The organism is Pseudoalteromonas sp. MMG013 (assembly GCF_018100885.1).
GTDB lineage: Bacteria > Pseudomonadota > Gammaproteobacteria > Enterobacterales > Alteromonadaceae > Pseudoalteromonas > Pseudoalteromonas aurantia.
The window spans coordinates 1-18620 of record NZ_JAGJEE010000001.1; the positions used below are offsets into that span (position 1 = coordinate 1).

The window sequence follows — 18620 nt, forward strand, 5'->3', positions numbered from 1 at the left end:
ATGTTGATATATCAAAGCACTTGCTAACGGTTGATCAGGTTTGTTTTGAAGTAGACACTCATTACTCAGGGTCGGGCTCCACTCCAGGTACGGCGGGTGTAAATGTCTATAACTACTTTATGTATGCTAATGGTAGCCGTAGTGCAAATAAACAGAATGGATCAGCATCAAGCCTTGCAAGACCAACCTTCTCTCATTGTTTTGAACTTGCGGAGAGTTATGCAAAGAGTTTCGTTAACGAGGGTAAAATTGCATTTACACCGTATACGACCAATGAAAATGTAGCGATTGCTGATGTTAGGGTGTCGGTGACTGGGTTATCAAAAATCAGTGGCGATATCGTAACAATAGACGCCGCGTCGAATGTGGTAGGCAACGCCGGTGGTGAAGCTGTGATGCACCCTGTAGAAAGTGGGGTCACTTATGCGCTTACTATTATCGATAATACGACGGCACTCAGCAGTGGCGTTGGCTCGTACTCTACGTTAGGCGTTTCATACTTAGATGCAAGTGGAAATAGCACACTAAAAACGCTTGATGGCCATACGCCAGTGTATCTTGAATCAATGAGTGATCTATCATTGTTCTTAATTGGTAGTGATACATCAAGCCAAGGTCAAATGAGTGTGAATATTAAGAAAGTTAACTTTGATTAATTACTGTGCCTGATCAGAGTGCTATTACAATTACTCAGGAATAGTGCGAGTGATGAACAATTGAATTGTTGATTTGAATGCTCGTATTAAAAGGTAAAGCCCAGCACTTGCTGGGTTTTATATTTGCGGGTAAAAGCTGGTGTGTGACAACAAAACAGGGCAGGGAAAGTTACAAAAAGGGTTGGGTGTGATGATAACCTGAGTTGATATGGGGACTTTTTGAAATAATGACTAAAGTGGTGAGCCAAAGTTAATTTTGCATCGTAATACACTGTACATGCAGTTGCGGAAGATAAAATATGCTTCATTATCTAATCACTAGTCAAAATTACCATGCCTTTGTTAAAGCTCAGCAGCAAATCGACGCATTTGCGCTAACAGAAGACATATCGGCCCTATGTGGCAAAAAACCTCACCCATTACACACGTGGCTCACAAAAAGTGTGTTGAAGATTGTTAAATTAGAACTTTACACTTTTATGTGTGCATTGGTTTGTGTATCTGTATTCTCAGTGGCATTTAATTTAACACTGGGTGTGTTTCTACTCTTATCCTTGCTCTCGTTGCTGTTTTCTGTCTGGGTTTCAGGTTTAGCGGGGGCAGAGTTACTGCAGCATTATTTACAATGCCAACATGCAACACAAGATAGTGAGAGCCTTCTTGCCCTTTACGTTGAAGTGCGAGAGCCTGAAGTATCGCAACTGACGTCTTTTTTATGTGAGTCAAAAGAGGTTGCAGCGGTAAAAATTGATTAGCCTATAGGTAGGCTTTGCAATGAATGGGTATAGGTGGGCACCGAGGCGGTTTTGGTGGTTCTAATAGCTGATAGCACGAAATGGAAGTGCAAGCAGAGGGTATATCCTAGCGTTTAGCAGGGATAACCTCTTCTTACTTTATTTTAAGAGTGATATAGTACTTTTCACACTGTTGGCATGTTCATTCGCACGTACCGTTTGCCTTTTTCTCTTTCTAAGTACGCTAATTTCACAGCGGTACTTAGCTCTTCATATAGGGCATTCACAATCGGTTTATTAACGTGTTGCCCAGCGATTGGGAAACCCCATTCAAATAGCCAGACCAAAATTTGGTTGAGTACGGTGTCGCTTTCTTTGTGCGGGTTGATCATACCATAGACTAACTTATTCGAAATCTCCGTTTTTTGTATAGCAGATAGCTCTGATGCAGCATCTGTCCATCCTTTTAAACGCATCAGCGTATCGCTTTTTGCGCTATTCATGGCTTGGCTCATTTGCTTGGTTTGGCGTAAGTCTTCATTTTTACACCTGCCAAGTATATCAAGGTCTCGATTGGGCAGGTCAATTGTTGCCCAGTTTGGATAATTGATAAAGTCGAGTTTATACGATTCATTCACCGCAACATGGGTTAACTCGTGGACTAAATTTCCGATATTACCGAACTGGTAACGTACTTCATATTGCCGTGTGTTGTCTGTTTTGTAACGACACACGGCCGAGCCACTTGTTTGCACGTTTATCCACTCTACGACTAAAGGTGTCACTTCTAAGACTTCACTTATGATGAATTTTAGTGGCCCACTGACGATACTATTTAAGCGATGAAGTTTCGCCAAATCTTGCTCTACACTCATGATTTACCTATATAAAATAGCCATTAACCAAAACCTTAGGATGGTTAATCTGTATCAAGAAAAATGACATTTGCTGTTTATATATCACAGTAAATATGCAATATCGAGGATGAATGACCACTCTTTATAAGTAATCTCAGCTCTGGATAAGCGAATTTGCCCAATAAAGCTCTTTTTCTCACTCTCGGCGTTGTTTTCATTTGTAATAGCCCGCTATTACTGCATAAAATCGCCTTGATATTGAACAAAATATCATCATTGGATTGTACATAAGTTTGTTTGCAAAACATTTTCTACTCCAAAACCCTTATCCAAACCTGAGGTTAAGTATTTTTACAATGATCCATGGGCATATTAGTGAGTAAATCAAAATATGGAATTGAATCATGTAGCGCAATGAATAGTTCAATTCGTGAGATATAAAAATTTAACTTTCATGCGATTATGTACTGTAATCTACGGTAGAGAATGTCAGCAATGAAAAATTATTGCGATGAAAGTTATTATTATACCAACAATCATACGCATAACAGGTGTTTTATATTAATGCAGATTAGTTGATTGTTTTTTAATTGTTAACTCCAAGTTTATAATTTCTTGTTTTTCATAGTGTTGAATTTTTCAAAATAGTGTCGCATAGTGTTTATGCACAATAATAATCAAACAAAGGAATTGCGATGAATATGAATAGAGGTTTTATTACGTATGCGTTAATGGTTGCAGTCATCTTTATTATTGCGACTTTTCAGGTTAAGGCTGCTATAAAAATAAAAAAAGAGGTATATCCCGCCAATTATATCATTTTAGATAATGACAATCGGTATACTGCCACACAGTTAACACTCAAAAGAAACGGTGAGGGCATTTTAAAGCAACAAACTCGGTCACGTATTAACTGGGAACAAACGGTCGGTGGCACCGTGATAAAATTTGATCAGCCGATGATCATGTCTCGCTTTGAAAATGCGCCCAACTCTGTTATTCGGATAGAGCTGACTCAACTTCAGCTAATACATCAGGATGACTCAATTTATCAAAGTATTAGGCATCATAATGTGGTTGACGATAGTTCGAATGATGTTATTGAAACATTTATTGAACAGTCGAGTGTCACCTTATTAGAAAAACAAGATTTAGCGGGTTGGCACCTTGATTTGGTGGGCAAAAAATGGACTGTTGACGGGGTTGAACTGCTTACATACCCAGAACAGCCTTATTTTTCTGATTTGGCCTCGGCGAGTGCTCACTTCATCAGTAAAAAACAGGGGGAATTTACGTTTTTTAATGGCGAAAAAGCCCCATTTAAGTGGCGCATTAAAAACAATAAGTTGATTATAAAAGCATATATAAATGGAAAGAAAATAAAGTATACCTTTTGGCAAACCAACCCGGTTGGCAGCGTGGGGGCGGAATTTGTTGCCAACGTAAGTCAAGGTAGTGGTGTTAAGTGGCATACACGCCGAGGCATGTTTATTGAGCAACAAGAAGAGGTATTTGATTTAGATTCAATTGTCGGTAGTTGGCATTTAGGTAGCCGCCAATATGATCATTATGCAGATAACATCACGGTACCCAATATTGTACATCCAGGTTCTCGCTGGGAGTTAACAGACAACGGGACTTTTTTAAGATTTAAACTGACTCATCCAGAACTCGGCTCGGTGGTCGATTGCCCCGATGATACGTGTTACTTGGCATGTAAATTTACCCATCGTCTTATCGCAAAGGAAGGTAACACATTTTACATGGAAAATGGGGTTATTTCAGAATTTGAACCAATGAGCCCGTTAAAGCTGAATAATGCGTCAGTGAGCGTGGTCGAATTCGACCCTGCTCATGGGGTGGAGCGGTTTTCACATAGCTGGCTGGATCATGCCACATTGACATTTAATGATGAGCAAGGGAGTGACAAGTTACGGTTTATTGCCCAAACACAGGCTGATGGTAAAACCAATTATACGGTGCGCAGTATGCATAGTAATAGCGAGTTAGGCCGTTATAGTGTCGCTAATAGCGTACTATCTATCGTCACTGAGCAAGTGACAACGCATTTTAAGATGTTGTCTTTTTCCCGCGATCAATTGACAGCATGTAAGTATAGCGAAGCACAAACCTGTGACGACGGCGAAGTAATTAAAATAGACTTACATAACGGAGTACTGAACTAATGGTGCACTAAAAAGGTATGCTAAAAATATGTGTCGAACTTTACGTAAGGCCTATTTTTAGCATGTCACAACGAGTGAATTAAGGAGAGTGATTTTTGGTTGCTCTTTTTGTTGAAAGCTCGACTTGCCATTTATGACGTATTATTTTTCTAAAAATAGTGCAGAGTAAAAATAATCCTCCTCTTGCCCGTCTTCGGGCACAAATTTGTGCAATTGCGCCATCTCGAGTTTTTTTATCTTTTATCGCAAAGTGGGCGCTACTTATTGGTGACAAGCAGGTTGTTACGAAGGCATAGGGGCTTTGAATAAATAATTTACGATAATCAGGGTTATCTCCTGATAAGTGCGCTATTTGCTTACAGTAAGTGTATGGTTCGACGAGTGTGTCAGAATTTGCTTGGCGGTTGATATAGCGTGACCAAAACTGATTATCGAAATTAATTTGGTTTTGCATCCTAGGTAGACTTGGTAAATATTTCTTTCCGCTGAGTATTTTAAAAGCCCATCGACATTGTAATTCACTGATAAGTGGTAATGTGCCTACACAGGGGCGTACAGAACCAATAAAAATAAGAGACGGGTCTTGGCAATCAAACACCGATTTATAACATTGGTTTCGCGCCTTATAGGCATATTTTTTAGGGAGGAAAGATAATTGATAGGTGTACCCAGTACATAATATTATTCGATCAAAGTAACGGGTTTCACCAGAATAGAATTTGACAGATTGCCCAATGGAGCTATGTATCGCATCTTTACAATTTATGTTTGCATCGTACTTAGGTATGGCTGTTGTTTTTTTTAACTGTGATGTATATCGGCATTTATTGATCCATAACTTGAGTGTTGAAGTCGCGGTATTTAGCCACCTCGATAAGGTGTCTGTAGAGTATTGAGACGCTTTATTTAGCGCACATGCGTGGATTTCTTGATGCAAGGAAATATCATCAGGTTGTGTTAAATTAATGGCTGAGAAACACGTGTATTGCTTTGGTATAGAACACGTTAATGTGTGCGTTGATGTCGCTAAAAACTTTAAAGTATCAATAGCCAGCCCTTCATTTCCGTATAATAAAATCCGTTCTTTTGAATACATATGGTGGTTTTTATACTCTTTGATATGACCTAAATGCTCAACCTTACCTTCAAAGTCTCGAAGTTCTCTTGGTCGTGACGGCGTTATCGCATTGGCTCCACCGGATACAACTAAGTTTTTTGCTTTGATGGTGGCAGACTGGGTGGTGACTAACCAGTTATTTTCATTCGTGGTATGAATCACTGTTTCATTGAACTTGATATGAGGTAACAAATTAAAGTGTCTTGCGTAATCATTAAGGTATTTAATGATTTGGCTTTTGTTAAGGAGATCACTGGTCTCTGGACTAAGATAAAAGTCACAAGCTTCAGTCAAGTAAGCGGGTGAGGGTATAGCGGCTGATGTTGCAACTGAGACAACATTAGGGTCTTGGCTATAATTCCATATACCACCTAAGTGGGCTCTTTGCTCAAATACAATGACAGATAGTCCGTTTTCTAACGCATATTTACATGCCATTAAACCAGACCACCCAGCACCTACTACACACACATCGTATAGTGTTGGGTCAGTTTTCTGTTTTTTGTCCATAAAAAGTAATCACTATCAGCGACCAGTTGAATATGCATTGTAAATAAAAATAATTCATTTACAAATATTTAACTTAAAATATTTTCATGTGTAATTGCCTAATTTGGTATACGTAAAGAGCATGAACAATAGTGAGTTGCACTAGTGCTATTCAAGTTTTTGATTTTAATGCACTTTATTTTGTTTTGACCAACTACAGTCTTGTACATGCTTAAACCAAGGCCGATTAAACATAATTTGTGTTGTGGTTGGATCTTCCATGTGTTTAAAGTCAAGCGCTGGAGCTAAATACTTATTAATTAACATTTTTAGCTTTGGACCTTTAATATGTGAATAAGCAATTTTGAGCTGGCGTTGTTCTTTAGCGGTTATGGGCTCGCCTTGTAATTGTAAAAACCGAGTATGTAACCAAAGCAATAGTGCTTGCTTTGCAACACTTGAAAAGCCATTGGTTAAGTTTTTTGTGGGGCTATATAATCGTTGAAAATTAACCAACTCTTGCTGTATTAAGAAAGTAAATAATAAATTCAAGCCAGCGGATATTTGACCTGAGCGTTTATCTAGGTTCTGATACCCAACTAAGGCAAGCCTAAAATGTTGTTCAGCTAAAGCGATGTTACCTTCTTCTAGCGCAATCATGCCTTGATTATTTTCTATTATGGCTAATACATTATCGCGTTGAGTGAGCTTTGCTATTTTTTTTGCTTCATTATAGAGTGCTTTCGCGGTGTCTAGGTCACCTATATGGCGAGCGACAAGCGCTAAACTATTTGTTAATGTTAATTTTTGTCGATCATTTTTGGCATGCTTGTAGGAGCATTCTAAGCTTGTTTGTGCCTCAATAAGATGGTTGTTTTTACGCAACCAGATACCTAAAGCACTGGTGATTGTAGTGAGGTTTTCAATAAAGTAAGGGTGTTGATAGTGATAAAAAATAGCTTCTAAAGAGTCAATAAGCATGTCGGGGTTATCTGTTGGTACTGATGCGCGCATGGTAATAATGTGCCATTGTATTTGCTGTTTTACTGACAGCGCGTTGATATTAGGTATTGCCTGAAGAATTGTGAGTGAGTGAGCGGGATTTACCGTTAAGTAATCTTTCGCTTCTTTTAGCTTGTCATTGGTGCTTTGTGCGGTTACGTCTTTTAAAAATAACAACAAAATGACAAAGCAGAACATCTTCATTGGCAAGTTCCGTTAGCATATAGGCCGAACTAAAACTATAGAGTGTTGTGGGTGAATATTCAAAGAAGCGTTGGAGCGAAGGCGAGTATTGAAGTTGTCACTTGGTAGTTACCTTGTGGCTAATCAGGGAATGCTGCAAATGGCATTCCCACAGATATAATTTATTTTATGTACATATAGTTACATGTTGTGCACTCTGGTAGGCATTAGGGTGTCTAAAACCTCCATCTAGAACTCCCCCAGTGTTTGATCTTTACTCCTCTTAATTGTTGCAGTATTTGGGGCTTTTAAGTTACTGATATTCTTTTTAAATAGTCGCCTTGCGTTCAAGTCTTAAGTAACGGATAGCGAAGTGTGTTTCTATAGTTTTGGTTTGTATATTAACCATAGTTGCATAGCATCTGTTGACTTAATTAAACGAGATGAAAGGACTTATTGTTTTAATTTCATCTGGGTTTATTTACTACAAGCCAAAGCAAACTTAATCAAGTCTGCTTTCTTCAGTGTAAGAAAACTCTTTCCCTTTTTAATTTGCAGTTCTAGCATGCATTACATTTCTGTCTTTTTTGCTATCGTCGTGCTGTTTTGTCGGGAATGTATGGCTTCGGTTGTAGTGGCTAATGTTTTCCTGGTATTGCTTTAATTGTTCTTCGCTCATTAAACCTTGCAACTGATTTTGATAGTTGCTTGTTAATTGAGAAAATGTATTTCTATACTGCTCAGGGGAAGTTTGATATTTATTACTTTCTAAATCCCTGCGTTGTTGAACATGGGCTTTTACTATACTTTGATAGGCTTTTATTTGCTGTTGTGATAGGCCTATATTCTCATAAGGTTCGGGCTGAGCACGAGCAACGCTGAGGCTTTCATTTGTGCCACTCACTTGTCGCTTTTTATCTTGATATGAATGCCGAACTTGTTGATGAGCGACTACTTTTACACTAGATGTTTTATTGTCATTTATTTTCTTTTTATATTCTTTATTGGTGCTGGTAACTAAAGGAGGGTGATCGATTAATTTAGTGGGGCCATGCTTTGGATAAAAGCTGAAAGTTATTATACCGATAGCCACAATAATGACGGGGGTGGTGAATACTGCTTGACGAGTCATCATTTATTTCCTGAGTAAGTATAGTGTAAAGAGCTACGACTAGAGCCCTATTAACCGGGCTTTAGTCGTAGAGCGCAATTATTGAATGGTGACCGTATAGTCTTCAATTTCGCCTTCAAACCCACCAGTGGCTGTGGGTGTACGGTATGACATGGCGATACGCATACGTGTTGTTAAACCCATTGCATCCGTTAGGTTCTCTAATGTACCAGAGACGTCATTAGACTTATTAGGGCTTTGATAAGTAACTTCATCATCACTGAACTGTCCATCACTATTTAAATCAACCCAAACAATCCAACGCTCATTTTTATTTCCTGATGCGCTTAAACTGATCTCGTCATTTTGCGAAATAGTTATAGCCGGTTTGTGAGAATAATCACCATAGCCACCATCATCACCACTTAAGTGGGTGGTCATATTAATCTTTACACTATCAATATGCTCCCAGTGAGTATTGTTTTTTTCTGGTTCTGCATAGGTAACAGTGTCACAGTCGGGTGTACAGCCAGCAGAATTATCAATAATTGTGACTGTGTAATCTTCAATTTCCCCTTCAAACCCACCGATAGCAGTTGGTGTACGATAGGACATAGCAATACGCATACGCGTGGTAATGCCTACAGCAGCGCTAAGATTGGATAGAGTACCACTCACGTCGTTGGATTTAACGTCACTTTGATAAACAAGTTCATCGTTACTAAATTCGAAGTCATTATTTAAATCAACCCATACTAGCCAATTCTCTTTGCTTTTACCTGATGCACTCATACTAATGCTGTCGCCCTGAGCGATTTCAAAGGGGGCCAATGCCGAATAATCGCCATAACCTGCATCGTCACCACTAGAATGTGCAACATTAGCAAGGCTAATATTATCTATATGCTCCCAATTAGTGTTGTTTTGTGCGGGCACAGCGTAATCTTTTGGTAAATCATCTCCAAGATCAAATATTTTAACATTGTTTGCATAACCCCCATCGCTACGAATTTCAACGTCTGTGCCAGCATTTCCTAGAGTGGTAACGGCTAAACAATTATCACTTTGGTCAACTAAAACAATTTTATCACCCGATTTAAAATCTGTTGCGTTATAAGGAGCAGCATCCGGTGTAAGCCACGCATAAGGGGCGCGTAATGCGAAGTCAGGGTATCTTTTTCCTTCTTCATTTAACCAGTAAAACCCAACAGTTTTATCGGTCGACGTGTTTTTAATGTTAAGCGTTACTTCACTGGGTCCTCTGGTATAAGCTTTTTCATCGGCACAAAAAATAGGTTGGTCCATATTCGGGAAAGACACATTAATGTCTGCCGTCATAATTGGCCCCGAAGCACTAATATTGGTAATGGCTAAACCACTTTCAGAAAAGTCATAAAATCGCGTGCTAGGGTAGGTTGAAGTTGAAATACCGGCAATGCGGTTTGAATATAAATCACCTTGATTTGCACCTTTACCTTTTTGCAATTCCCATAAGTTGTCGGCTTGAACTAATGCAATGACGGAATGAGCAAATTTATCACAAGTTCCTTTTGTTGCTGCATCTATTGGATTATCAGGGAAAGAGCAACCTTTTTTAGTTGCCGTAGACCACGAGCCTTCATCTATATGCCAAACTGCTAAACCTGATGTTTCTATGCCAGCATCGAAACTATCGGCATCTTGATAGCGATTTTCAATAAGATAATATTCTTCAGGATTTTTGGGATTGGTAAGTTTATAAATGGTCGGATTATTGGTGGAAGCTGCATGAATTTGAGCGTTTTTAATGCTGTCGCCAGCAGATAGCTCAATCGGTTCAACCCAATTCATTAGCACTTTAGTAAAGGCTGTCGCGTGCGCTGGGCGAGAGTAGTTGTCAGCGACATAATTTGGATTTCTTTGACCATCAGGGGTGCGATAAGGAATCGAACTTAAATGGTTACCTATACCCATAAGTCCCCAACGACTTATCCCTTTGTGATTGCCCGAACCATATAAATCAGGGAACCAACTACCGCCGAGTCGGTTTCCAAAACCACTATGAACCAACTCATGAGTGAGTAAGCCAATGGGGGTTAGGCCATCGGCGTTGTCGCTTCTCAATTCTGGAATTAAAGTCAAGCGTTCAACTGTCATGAAGCGAGTTGTATCTGAGGTACAGCGATCTTTCGTGGGCTCATTTTTAAGTGCCATATTGATGGGCCAAATGTCAGTTGGCAGTCCTTCATCGGTACCTGGGTCGTTCTCAGCATAACCTTGATATACAACAGCAACAGAATCGACAATACAATCACTGTTAGCATCGAATTTTGAGAAGTCAATCAACGCATCAGATGCTGCGATAGAATCTTTACCTAACTGAACGTAGTTAGTATCCCAGTCATTGTTATCGGCATCATTTGTTCCATAAAAATCATGCTTTTGAGGTAGTTGAACCCAATCAAAAGCAGTCCCGATAACATCGAAATTACCGTAACTGACTTCGTCAAAATAAGCGCTTACATCATGTTCACTGTTAAAAAGTTTATTTTCTATTTGAGAAGGTGTTGTTGTTGTTTTTGTGTCGCTAAAATTGGCTAATATAAGTGGTACTTTCATTTTTCCCGCTTCAAGCAATGTTTCAGCTTGCACTGGGAAAGAAAAAGCCATTATAGCGGAAATGATGGATATGGCAGGTATACCATTGTTAAATTTCTTCATTTTTATATTTATTACCTTTCATATTATTTTAAAGTTTCATTTATCTATCGGTTGTTTCAATTCAAAGGCCTGTTTTCGACCATTCACAATATATAGTGAGTAGGTTTTATTTGTAAATGTGTCGGCCTTCACAGAAAATACATGGTTTTTCTATCGTGATATTTCTTAATGTTTATTTTTGTGGTGATGTGAAGTGAGGTGTTCTTATCTTGTTGCTTTATATGGTTAAGTTTTTATTTTTTTAAGTGTCATAACTTACGTGATAGTTTGTGACTTTTTATTCGGAAGAGATAAAAAGATAATTAATTATAAATTATTTTATATTTTAATGGGTGGGGTTGTTTTTTTAGTGTGGGTGGTAGGTTTAAGAGTTCTTGATATGATGATATTTTTGTGTGAGCTAAAAGGTAAGTTTGACTATATTTTAAAAAGTGGAGAGTGTGGTGCTGGGATTATTGTGTTCTATATTGTCTTGATTGCTATATTAACCCAGCGCTACATTATATCAATGCCGCATTATATCAATGCCAAATTGTAAAATATTATTGTTGGGTTTGAGTTATTCAATCAATAATAATTTACTGTCGTGATTTGTTGACTCTATTAAATATATAAAACGTTCATCTTCGCTAATTACAAGGGATGGGTAATTTCCTTTGCTATCAATGATATACTCACTTTTTTTGCTGGAAAAGTCATAGTAGTAAATGCTATTTTTGGTAACTGCGATTCTATCCATATAGTAAATTCCCTGTGCAGTCACAACAAAGTCATTGCCAGAGTAGCGGTGATAGACAAAAGTTCGCTTAACTATTAGGGTGTTTTCTCCTGTTGTGGGATTAAAGTGATAAATATCAAAGCTTGGTTCTTTACTGTAATAGAAACTACCATCACTGTTTTGATGAATGGAATTCACTGAGCCTAACTCTGGAATATTATTAACAGGATAACCGCTCACACCAATTTCAATTGCATTAGAGTTATCAAAGCTGGCCAAAAAAATTGATTGGCCATCATAACTAAACCTTCCAGCATAAATATTTTCATTGTCTGGGCAGAGCGGTGTGTCTTTACCTGAGTCGATATCTATTATTCGACAACTTTTATTTATGGAAAGTAAAGCTGTATTGGTATTCTTTGACCAATGTAGGTTTAATGGTTCACGATACTCTATGGTTTCGTGAAATTCATTTAATTTAAACACTTTACCGTGTTGATATTTCCAGATCTCAATTTGTTGATTAGGTTTTACCGAGGCAAAAATGAGACCTCCATTGGCGATACCTTCAACCGCCGCAATTGATAAGCCGTTGTTGACGACCACTTCCGAAGCACCATCACCACCGACTCTTGGGTTATTAGTTTTAATTATCTGAGCTGTCAATGGGGATAGTCCCCAATCTTCTTGCATTATAAATTGCTCTTTACCAGGGATTTTTAAAGGCCAATATCCCATATGCTGCTGTGCTGATATTTTTGTTATAACTTTCTTTTTTATATCATAACTGGATAAAAAGCCTTGCTGGTCAACAAAATATACCTTTAGGCTATCATCACTAAAGCTAATGTTTAATCGCTGTTCTGTATTTGTGACTTGCGTTTTCATTAAGGTTTTTGTACTGAGATGATATAAATATAATTGATAGCCATGTAGATTATCTGCACGCATTATCGCTAACCAGTTTCTATCAGGGGAAACAACAACTGCAAAATCACCAACGGTATTGATTGGTGGAGAGGTAACTTGCTCCGAGCGGTTGGTTGCTAAGTCGTATAAATAGATTTTTAACGGTGCTAAAGCGGTTTTTTTTGCGGTATAAAAAAATTGACTGTTATTGAGCCAACTGATAGCAGGTGTTGAATTAACTGCACTAAGCGGAATGGTTAATTTTTCGTTATGCGCAGTTAAACTATCAGCGTTAAAGTTTGCAATATAGATGCCTTCGGCACCTTTTGCATAACGGATAAACGCGATGTATTTTTTGTTAGGAGAAATACTGACAAAATTATCATGGTTTACCATAGAACTAAATACTTTAGTCGGCTGCAAAGGGGTTTGGACTTTACTTGCATAGAGCTCCCAAGTAAAAGGTCTACGTGTCCGATTGGCATAAATGATTATATCACCATCTAGGCTGATCGCAGGGTTTTGTTCTTGACCCGCGTGGCTAGTAAGTGCAGTAGCGTGGTTATAGAACTTAGTCTCTTGAGAAAGGAATATAATAATACAAGTTACAATTAAAAATGATGGTAAAATCAATGAACGTAATTTTGTTTTATTTAATTTATTTTTATTATGTGCACTTTCATCACTTAATTTTGATGCGTTTAAACCTGTACTAGATGATATTGGTTGAATTGTTTCTTGCGTAACGTCAGCGAGTAATCGATAACCATTTTTAGTGCCTGTGACTGTATGAAAAAACTTTGTTTGATCATCGAGTTGAGCAAGTGATTGTCGCAAGCTATAGATATGGTTATTAATCGTATGATTTGATGTCGTGGGGTTTTGCCATAGGTCATTACGTAAACAGTCTCGACTAATGACAATATCTTTATTTTTTGCAAAGTAGCAGATCACTTTCATAGCCATCGACTTGATTGCAATGGTTTTTCCACAATAACTCAGCTCATCAGTTTTAGGGTGGACAGTAATGTTTTCGAGTTTAAAAGGTTTTTCGATATCAATCATAATTATTACTTGTTAGCTAATACAAATTAATTCTTGGGATTTTAGATAAATAGCTTATTCTTAGTTTAGAGGTAACATGTTTTATCAATAGGATACGTTAATTGATCTTGTTGAGCAAATTTGAATTTTTTGCGTTTGTTATGTTAAAAACTAGGGTTGATCTATATGTTAATGATTAATTGTCTGTAAATTTTAGGATTATAAGCAATTGAAATTAGCTTGGGTTTTTATGTTTTTAGTGGGTTTGTTGTGTTTTTTGGTTGTTAAATAAGCCACTCAAGAGAGTGGCTTAAGGGGGTATAATTGGCAAATTAAATGATCCTTATTTACTTTACCAACACTATGAAATTAAATTTATTTAAAAGCATATAGTCTGTTAATGATTCGAATAAAACACTACTTAATCTCACCGTTTCTTTTTAAATTATATTAAAATTCGTATGAAATCCCACCATAAAAGAACCGTCCCATGGAATCATACTGACCTAGGCCTGAGGCTGTTGTAGGGTGATCATAATATGTTTTATCAAAGACGTTCCTTATGCCGAAATAAAGATTCGTGTTATCTGTTGCTTTATAAGCGATTCTTACGTCATGCTTGAGAGCATCTTCTGTAAAGGGCTTTTCATATAAATCATAAGTGCCGTCAATATCAACTTGAACGCCTTCCGCATAGTTTGTTATCCAATTGATACTGATATCTTCATATCGATAAGTCATCGTTAAGCGGCCCCTCAAATTTGAGTTAAAGGTTCCAATACCTCTAAACTCTTCTTCGTCATTATCAATGGAGTCTCTACTTGTTGAATGAATTAGCTTAGTGACATATATAGAGAAATCGATTTCGCCATAGCTTTCTAAGTTACGTAAATAAGAGATTTCGAAATCAACGGCACGTCTGCCCCTTAATGCTTGGTTGACTACAGCATTTAATACAGAATCGATTTGTCCTGTGCTATTACGATTAACCAGTGCGCAATAAATATCAGAATTAATATCGTCAGCTGTTGCACATTTATCGAGAGAGTTTTGTATGCCTGTTGATTGCATTGCATTGGTTAAATCAATATCAAAATAATCTACAGTGAGTGATAAATTATCTATAAAGTTGGGTGTATATACTACCCCTATCGTTAAGGTGTCAGCTTTCTCTGGTTGTAAAGCAATATTACCACCACTAATTGAATTTACACCACCATCAGTCGCTGTTGGAGAATCCCAACTTTCGGGGTCAGTAATACCAAATGCTTTACAATTACTGATTGTTTTCGCTCGGTCACTGTTAGCAGCATTGGCTATTTGTAGTTTATCGCATGGATCTTCTATATTTGCCCTCCAACCAAGGCTAGCTGCACGAAATTGCTCTACTAGCTGTGGTGCACGTACTGTATGTGCTAGGGTAGAGCGCATAGCTAGGCCATCAATAATGGTCCATGTTGCGCCAAGCTTCCATGTATTATGTTTTCCTGAGTAGGTATAATCAGAGACTCGACCAGCTGCACTTAATACTAACTCCTCAACTAAGAATGTATCACCAAGTACTGGCGCTTCTAATTCAAAATAAAGCTCTTTAATTGTTCTACCTGCATCCCAAGGTAATCGACTTGACCCTGTTATTTTTGAATTTTGCCAAGCTTCATCTGTATTTAACTCTAAAGATTCACGGCGAACTTCAGCCCCCGCGGCAAAAGCTAAGGCACCATAGGGTAATTCCAACAAATCACCTGATGTAGTAAAGGCAAATGTATGTTGCTCTGACTTTATTTGACTTCCATAAGGCGCAACTCTAACGTAATCAATTGCTTCTTGTGACATGGGGAGTAAAGGGTTAAAAGCAGGGCAGTTGTTACCATTGCATATCTCACCGCTAGCACTTAAGGTTTGATAGCCATTTCGAGGTAGACGGCGTTTGTCTGTTCTATTGAAAAATAAGCTATCATTGTGTGTTACACCACTAGAAGCGTAAGCATCCCAAACCCAACCATTTTCAAACTCCCCCTCTAGCGTGGCTGAGAAAGCAAATAAATCACGCTCAACTGCCGCTTTGCGTGGACCTAACTCGTATAAACCTACAGACGTTTGAAAGTAGCCATCATCTTGAGCCAGTAAGTTTTGTACATGGCTTGGTAAAACGAGGTTGCTTTGTGCAAAATCATTAATATTTATAAAACGTTGACCATAGTTGAACTCGGGTGAAGAAAGTAAATTTGATTCGACCTTGGTGTAACGAAAATCAGTGGTAAGACTGGTATTGTCGTCTAATTCATAGTTGAAAAGTAAGTAGGCTGTATGGCGTTCAAAAGGGTTGCGCGTCATAGCAAATGTGTCTAGCTCATATCCTTGTGCACTGTCACTGTTTTGTATGTAAAAAGGCCCCACTTTATCGTTACTATTGTACATGTATAGGGCTTCATCGCCTGAAATATCATAATAGTTTGTTCTGTCGTTATCTGCGTCCCAAACTCCCATTAGCTGACCAACGACATTATAATCAGGCCAACCAAGGTTTGTACCTACAATTTTATTTGAGTGGCCATCGCCAGTGCCTGTACTTAGTGGGTTATTGATCCAACGAGTTGTGCCAGAACCTGGACGATTGCTATCTTTTGCTCTCTCCTGATTATAATAATCTAAAGAGAATACAACATTACCTCGCTGATCATCAAAATTATGGCCCGTGGTGATCGTGAAAGTACTTTCTTCACCATCACCAACCGCTGAGCCACCATATTGTCCAGATATTTTAGTGCCTTCATAATTCTTTTTCATCACATAGTTAACTACACCAGCGACTGCATCTGCACCATATGTAGATGCCGCGCCTCCAGTTAGTATGTCAATCCGATCAATTAATTCGGTTGGAATATAACTGGTATCAGTGACCATCTCTCCCGTGTCGTAGGTAGACTGTACTACACGACGTCCATTGATTAACGTTAGTGTTCTTTCGGTCCCTAAATTACGTAAGTTTGCAGCATTTAGACCGGCATTTGAGAATCCATCCTGGTTACTAGAGGCGGTACCTACACCAAAAACGAACTGCGGCAACTCGGTTAATAATTCATTTATGTTTAAATAACCTGAGGCTTTGACTGCTTCAGCATCAACACTGATCACAGGCGATGGTGTGTGTGTATTGATACGAGCAATACGTGAGCCTGTAACCTGAATGCGGTCAATTGTATCATTTGCTTCTGATTGGCCCTTATCTTCTTCTGCGTAAGTTGGAATTGCAGTTAATGCACTTATCAAAGCAAGCGTTATTGGGGAGTTCTTAAACCTCATAACTCTAGTATCTCCATCTTATTTTTTAATAATTATTTTACTCAAATATTGAGTTTTTAGATCCTGCCTCTGAGGTGGCAGAACACAATATATATTGAGAACGCTTTCACTGTAAATATACCCAAAATCAGGTCGAAGGTTCATTGCTATGTTCAAATTTATGAAGTTATTATAAGTTTTTATTTATATAAGATTTTGTTTTTGAAGCTTACTTTTATTTTTATCTTTGTGGTTTGATCTTCTAATCGCCTTGCGGAGATGATGTTTTATAATGCTTATGTAACGCTATATATGAGCTAAAAGGATAATAAATTATATTTTTTGTCTACATATTAACTGATATGTCACCATACAAACCCTAGTTCTATTAAAGCCAATCGAAAGTGGCTCTCCACTCGCTTAATATTACCTGCCTCTAGCGCAATCATTCTTTGGTTATTTTCAATTATTGCTAAAATATTATCTCGGTGCGTAAGTTTCGTTAGCTTCTTTGCTTTAATACAGTGTGTCTTTGCGACATCTAAATCATTGATGTGCCTGTTTACGACCGATAAACTATTGCTTAATTTAAACTTTGCCTGTCATTTTTAGTGTGGCTTTAGGAACATTCTAAGCTTGTTTGTGCCTCAATAAGCGGGTTATTTTGACGCAACCAGATACCTAAAGCACGGGTGATCGTGTTGATGTGTTCAATCAAGTAAGGATGTTGATAGTGATAAAAAATAGCTTCTAAAGAGTCAATAAGCATGTCGGGGTTATCTGGTGGTACTGATGCGCGCATGGTAATTATATACCATTGTATTTGCTGCTTTACTGACAGCGCGTTGATATTAGGTATTGCCTGAAGAATTTTGAGTGAGCGGGATTTACCGTTAAGTAATCTTTCGCTTCTTTTAGCTTGTCATGGGTGCTTTGTGCGGTTACGCCTTTTAAAAATAACAACAAAATGACAAAGCAGAACATCTTCATTGCAAGTTCCGTTAGCATTTAGGCCGAACTAAAGTTATAGAGTGTTGTGGGTGAATATTCAAAGAGACGTTGGAGCGAAGGCCGAGTATTGAAGTTGTCACTAGGTAGTTACCTTGTGGCGAATCAGGGAATGCTGTAAATGGCATTCCCACAGATATAATTTATTTTATGTACATACAGTTACATGTTGTGAAGGCTGGCAGGCATTAGGGTGTCTAGAAGCCCCACAGAGTTGGATATTAGAAAAACATACATATATCTCAGAACCTCTGCCACCTGCAATCATCGGCGTGGCATTTTTCCGATAACAGTATTATTAGACAGATTTTTTATTTTGTTCTTTTTTAATTTTAAATTCATCGTAATTTCCTTTTTCGGTTAAAGTTGATTTACTCTTACTCAAAGCTGGCATTTATAGAATAGAGAATATCTCTAGAGTTATCGCCGTCTATGTCAACGCGAATATATATCCGACTATTTACTTCAACACCAATATTAAAGTCAACGTCCATTCCATTTACAGCCTTTACTTTACTTATTTACTCTTCGGTTGCATTGTAAATGTAGATTGTATAATTACTTGATGCGCTCAGCTTATCTGAGTGAGTGAACTGAACACGTAGCGTGTTTGATTCGGTA

At 38.0% G+C, this 18620-nt stretch carries 13 protein-coding genes; 4 read left to right on the forward strand and 9 right to left on the reverse strand.

Features of this window, described 5'->3' with window-relative positions; translation table 11 throughout:
* On the forward strand, positions 1 to 656 hold a 656-nt coding region (locus J8L98_RS00005), incomplete at its 5' end, for a hypothetical protein (protein WP_210994719.1).
* Positions 657 to 955: 299 nt separating this feature from the next.
* Positions 956 to 1411, forward strand: coding sequence for a hypothetical protein (locus J8L98_RS00010; protein WP_210994720.1), 456 nt, complete (start codon positions 956 to 958; stop codon positions 1409 to 1411).
* 164 nt (positions 1412 to 1575) lie between these two features.
* Here J8L98_RS00010 and J8L98_RS00015 read toward each other — a convergent pair whose 3' ends face one another.
* The gene (locus J8L98_RS00015) at positions 1576 to 2265 is read right to left on the reverse strand and encodes a hypothetical protein (protein WP_210994721.1); all 690 of its coding nucleotides are present in this window, start codon (positions 2263 to 2265) and stop codon (positions 1576 to 1578) included.
* A 677-nt stretch (positions 2266 to 2942) separates the two neighbouring features.
* Here J8L98_RS00015 and J8L98_RS00020 point away from each other — a divergent pair.
* Positions 2943 to 4433 carry a hypothetical protein gene (locus J8L98_RS00020; RefSeq protein ID WP_210994722.1) on the forward strand — a complete coding sequence of 497 codons (1491 nt, stop codon included), beginning with the start codon at positions 2943 to 2945 and terminating at the stop codon, positions 4431 to 4433.
* Positions 4434 to 4512: 79 nt separating this feature from the next.
* Here J8L98_RS00020 and J8L98_RS00025 read toward each other — a convergent pair whose 3' ends face one another.
* The 4 genes from J8L98_RS00025 to J8L98_RS00040 form a co-directional block, all read right to left on the reverse strand.
* Positions 4513 to 6060: an NAD(P)-binding domain-containing protein gene (locus J8L98_RS00025; RefSeq protein WP_210994723.1), complete on the reverse strand. Its 1548-nt coding sequence runs from the start codon at positions 6058 to 6060 to the stop codon at positions 4513 to 4515.
* A gap of 165 nt (positions 6061 to 6225) precedes the next feature.
* Positions 6226 to 7245: a tetratricopeptide repeat protein gene (locus J8L98_RS00030; protein WP_210994724.1), complete on the reverse strand. Its 1020-nt coding sequence runs from the start codon at positions 7243 to 7245 to the stop codon at positions 6226 to 6228.
* Positions 7246 to 7771: 526 nt separating this feature from the next.
* Positions 7772 to 8359, reverse strand: coding sequence for a hypothetical protein (locus J8L98_RS00035; RefSeq protein ID WP_210994725.1), 588 nt, complete (start codon positions 8357 to 8359; stop codon positions 7772 to 7774).
* A gap of 75 nt (positions 8360 to 8434) precedes the next feature.
* Positions 8435 to 11035 carry a GEVED domain-containing protein gene (locus J8L98_RS00040; protein ID WP_210994726.1) on the reverse strand — a complete coding sequence of 867 codons (2601 nt, stop codon included), beginning with the start codon at positions 11033 to 11035 and terminating at the stop codon, positions 8435 to 8437.
* A 379-nt stretch (positions 11036 to 11414) separates the two neighbouring features.
* Here J8L98_RS00040 and J8L98_RS00045 point away from each other — a divergent pair, with 379 nt between their 5' ends.
* The gene (locus tag J8L98_RS00045; protein ID WP_210994727.1) at positions 11415 to 11573 is read left to right on the forward strand and encodes a hypothetical protein; all 159 of its coding nucleotides are present in this window, start codon (positions 11415 to 11417) and stop codon (positions 11571 to 11573) included.
* A 21-nt stretch (positions 11574 to 11594) separates the two neighbouring features.
* Here J8L98_RS00045 and J8L98_RS00050 read toward each other — a convergent pair whose 3' ends face one another.
* The 4 genes from J8L98_RS00050 to J8L98_RS00065 form a co-directional block, all read right to left on the reverse strand.
* Positions 11595 to 13727 carry a winged helix-turn-helix domain-containing protein gene (locus tag J8L98_RS00050; RefSeq protein ID WP_210994728.1) on the reverse strand — a complete coding sequence of 711 codons (2133 nt, stop codon included), beginning with the start codon at positions 13725 to 13727 and terminating at the stop codon, positions 11595 to 11597.
* Between the two features lie 429 nt (positions 13728 to 14156).
* Positions 14157 to 17012, reverse strand: coding sequence for a TonB-dependent receptor (locus tag J8L98_RS00055; protein ID WP_210994729.1), 2856 nt, complete (start codon positions 17010 to 17012; stop codon positions 14157 to 14159).
* A gap of 598 nt (positions 17013 to 17610) precedes the next feature.
* Positions 17611 to 17793: a hypothetical protein gene (locus J8L98_RS00060; RefSeq protein WP_210994730.1), complete on the reverse strand. Its 183-nt coding sequence runs from the start codon at positions 17791 to 17793 to the stop codon at positions 17611 to 17613.
* A 29-nt stretch (positions 17794 to 17822) separates the two neighbouring features.
* On the reverse strand, positions 17823 to 17981 hold the full coding sequence (locus J8L98_RS00065; protein ID WP_210994731.1) for a hypothetical protein: 159 nt from the start codon (positions 17979 to 17981) through the stop codon (positions 17823 to 17825).
* Positions 17982 to 18620 lie beyond the last annotated feature (639 nt).

What these genes read in the sequence shown, in the direction of transcription:
- J8L98_RS00010 (WP_210994720.1), top strand. Translation starts at nt 956, where the DNA reads ATGCTTCATTATCTAATCACTAGTCAAAATTACCATGCCTTTGTTAAA.
- J8L98_RS00015 (WP_210994721.1), bottom strand. Translation starts at nt 2,265, where the DNA reads ATGAGTGTAGAGCAAGATTTGGCGAAACTTCATCGCTTAAATAGTATC.
- J8L98_RS00020 (WP_210994722.1), top strand. Translation starts at nt 2,943, where the DNA reads ATGAATATGAATAGAGGTTTTATTACGTATGCGTTAATGGTTGCAGTC.
- J8L98_RS00025 (WP_210994723.1), bottom strand. Translation starts at nt 6,060, where the DNA reads ATGGACAAAAAACAGAAAACTGACCCAACACTATACGATGTGTGTGTA.
- J8L98_RS00030 (WP_210994724.1), bottom strand. Translation starts at nt 7,245, where the DNA reads ATGAAGATGTTCTGCTTTGTCATTTTGTTGTTATTTTTAAAAGACGTA.
- J8L98_RS00035 (WP_210994725.1), bottom strand. Translation starts at nt 8,359, where the DNA reads ATGATGACTCGTCAAGCAGTATTCACCACCCCCGTCATTATTGTGGCT.
- J8L98_RS00040 (WP_210994726.1), bottom strand. Translation starts at nt 11,035, where the DNA reads ATGAAGAAATTTAACAATGGTATACCTGCCATATCCATCATTTCCGCT.
- J8L98_RS00045 (WP_210994727.1), top strand. Translation starts at nt 11,415, where the DNA reads ATGATGATATTTTTGTGTGAGCTAAAAGGTAAGTTTGACTATATTTTA.
- J8L98_RS00050 (WP_210994728.1), bottom strand. Translation starts at nt 13,727, where the DNA reads ATGATTGATATCGAAAAACCTTTTAAACTCGAAAACATTACTGTCCAC.
- J8L98_RS00055 (WP_210994729.1), bottom strand. Translation starts at nt 17,012, where the DNA reads ATGAGGTTTAAGAACTCCCCAATAACGCTTGCTTTGATAAGTGCATTA.
- J8L98_RS00060 (WP_210994730.1), bottom strand. Translation starts at nt 17,793, where the DNA reads ATGCGCGCATCAGTACCACCAGATAACCCCGACATGCTTATTGACTCT.
- J8L98_RS00065 (WP_210994731.1), bottom strand. Translation starts at nt 17,981, where the DNA reads ATGAAGATGTTCTGCTTTGTCATTTTGTTGTTATTTTTAAAAGGCGTA.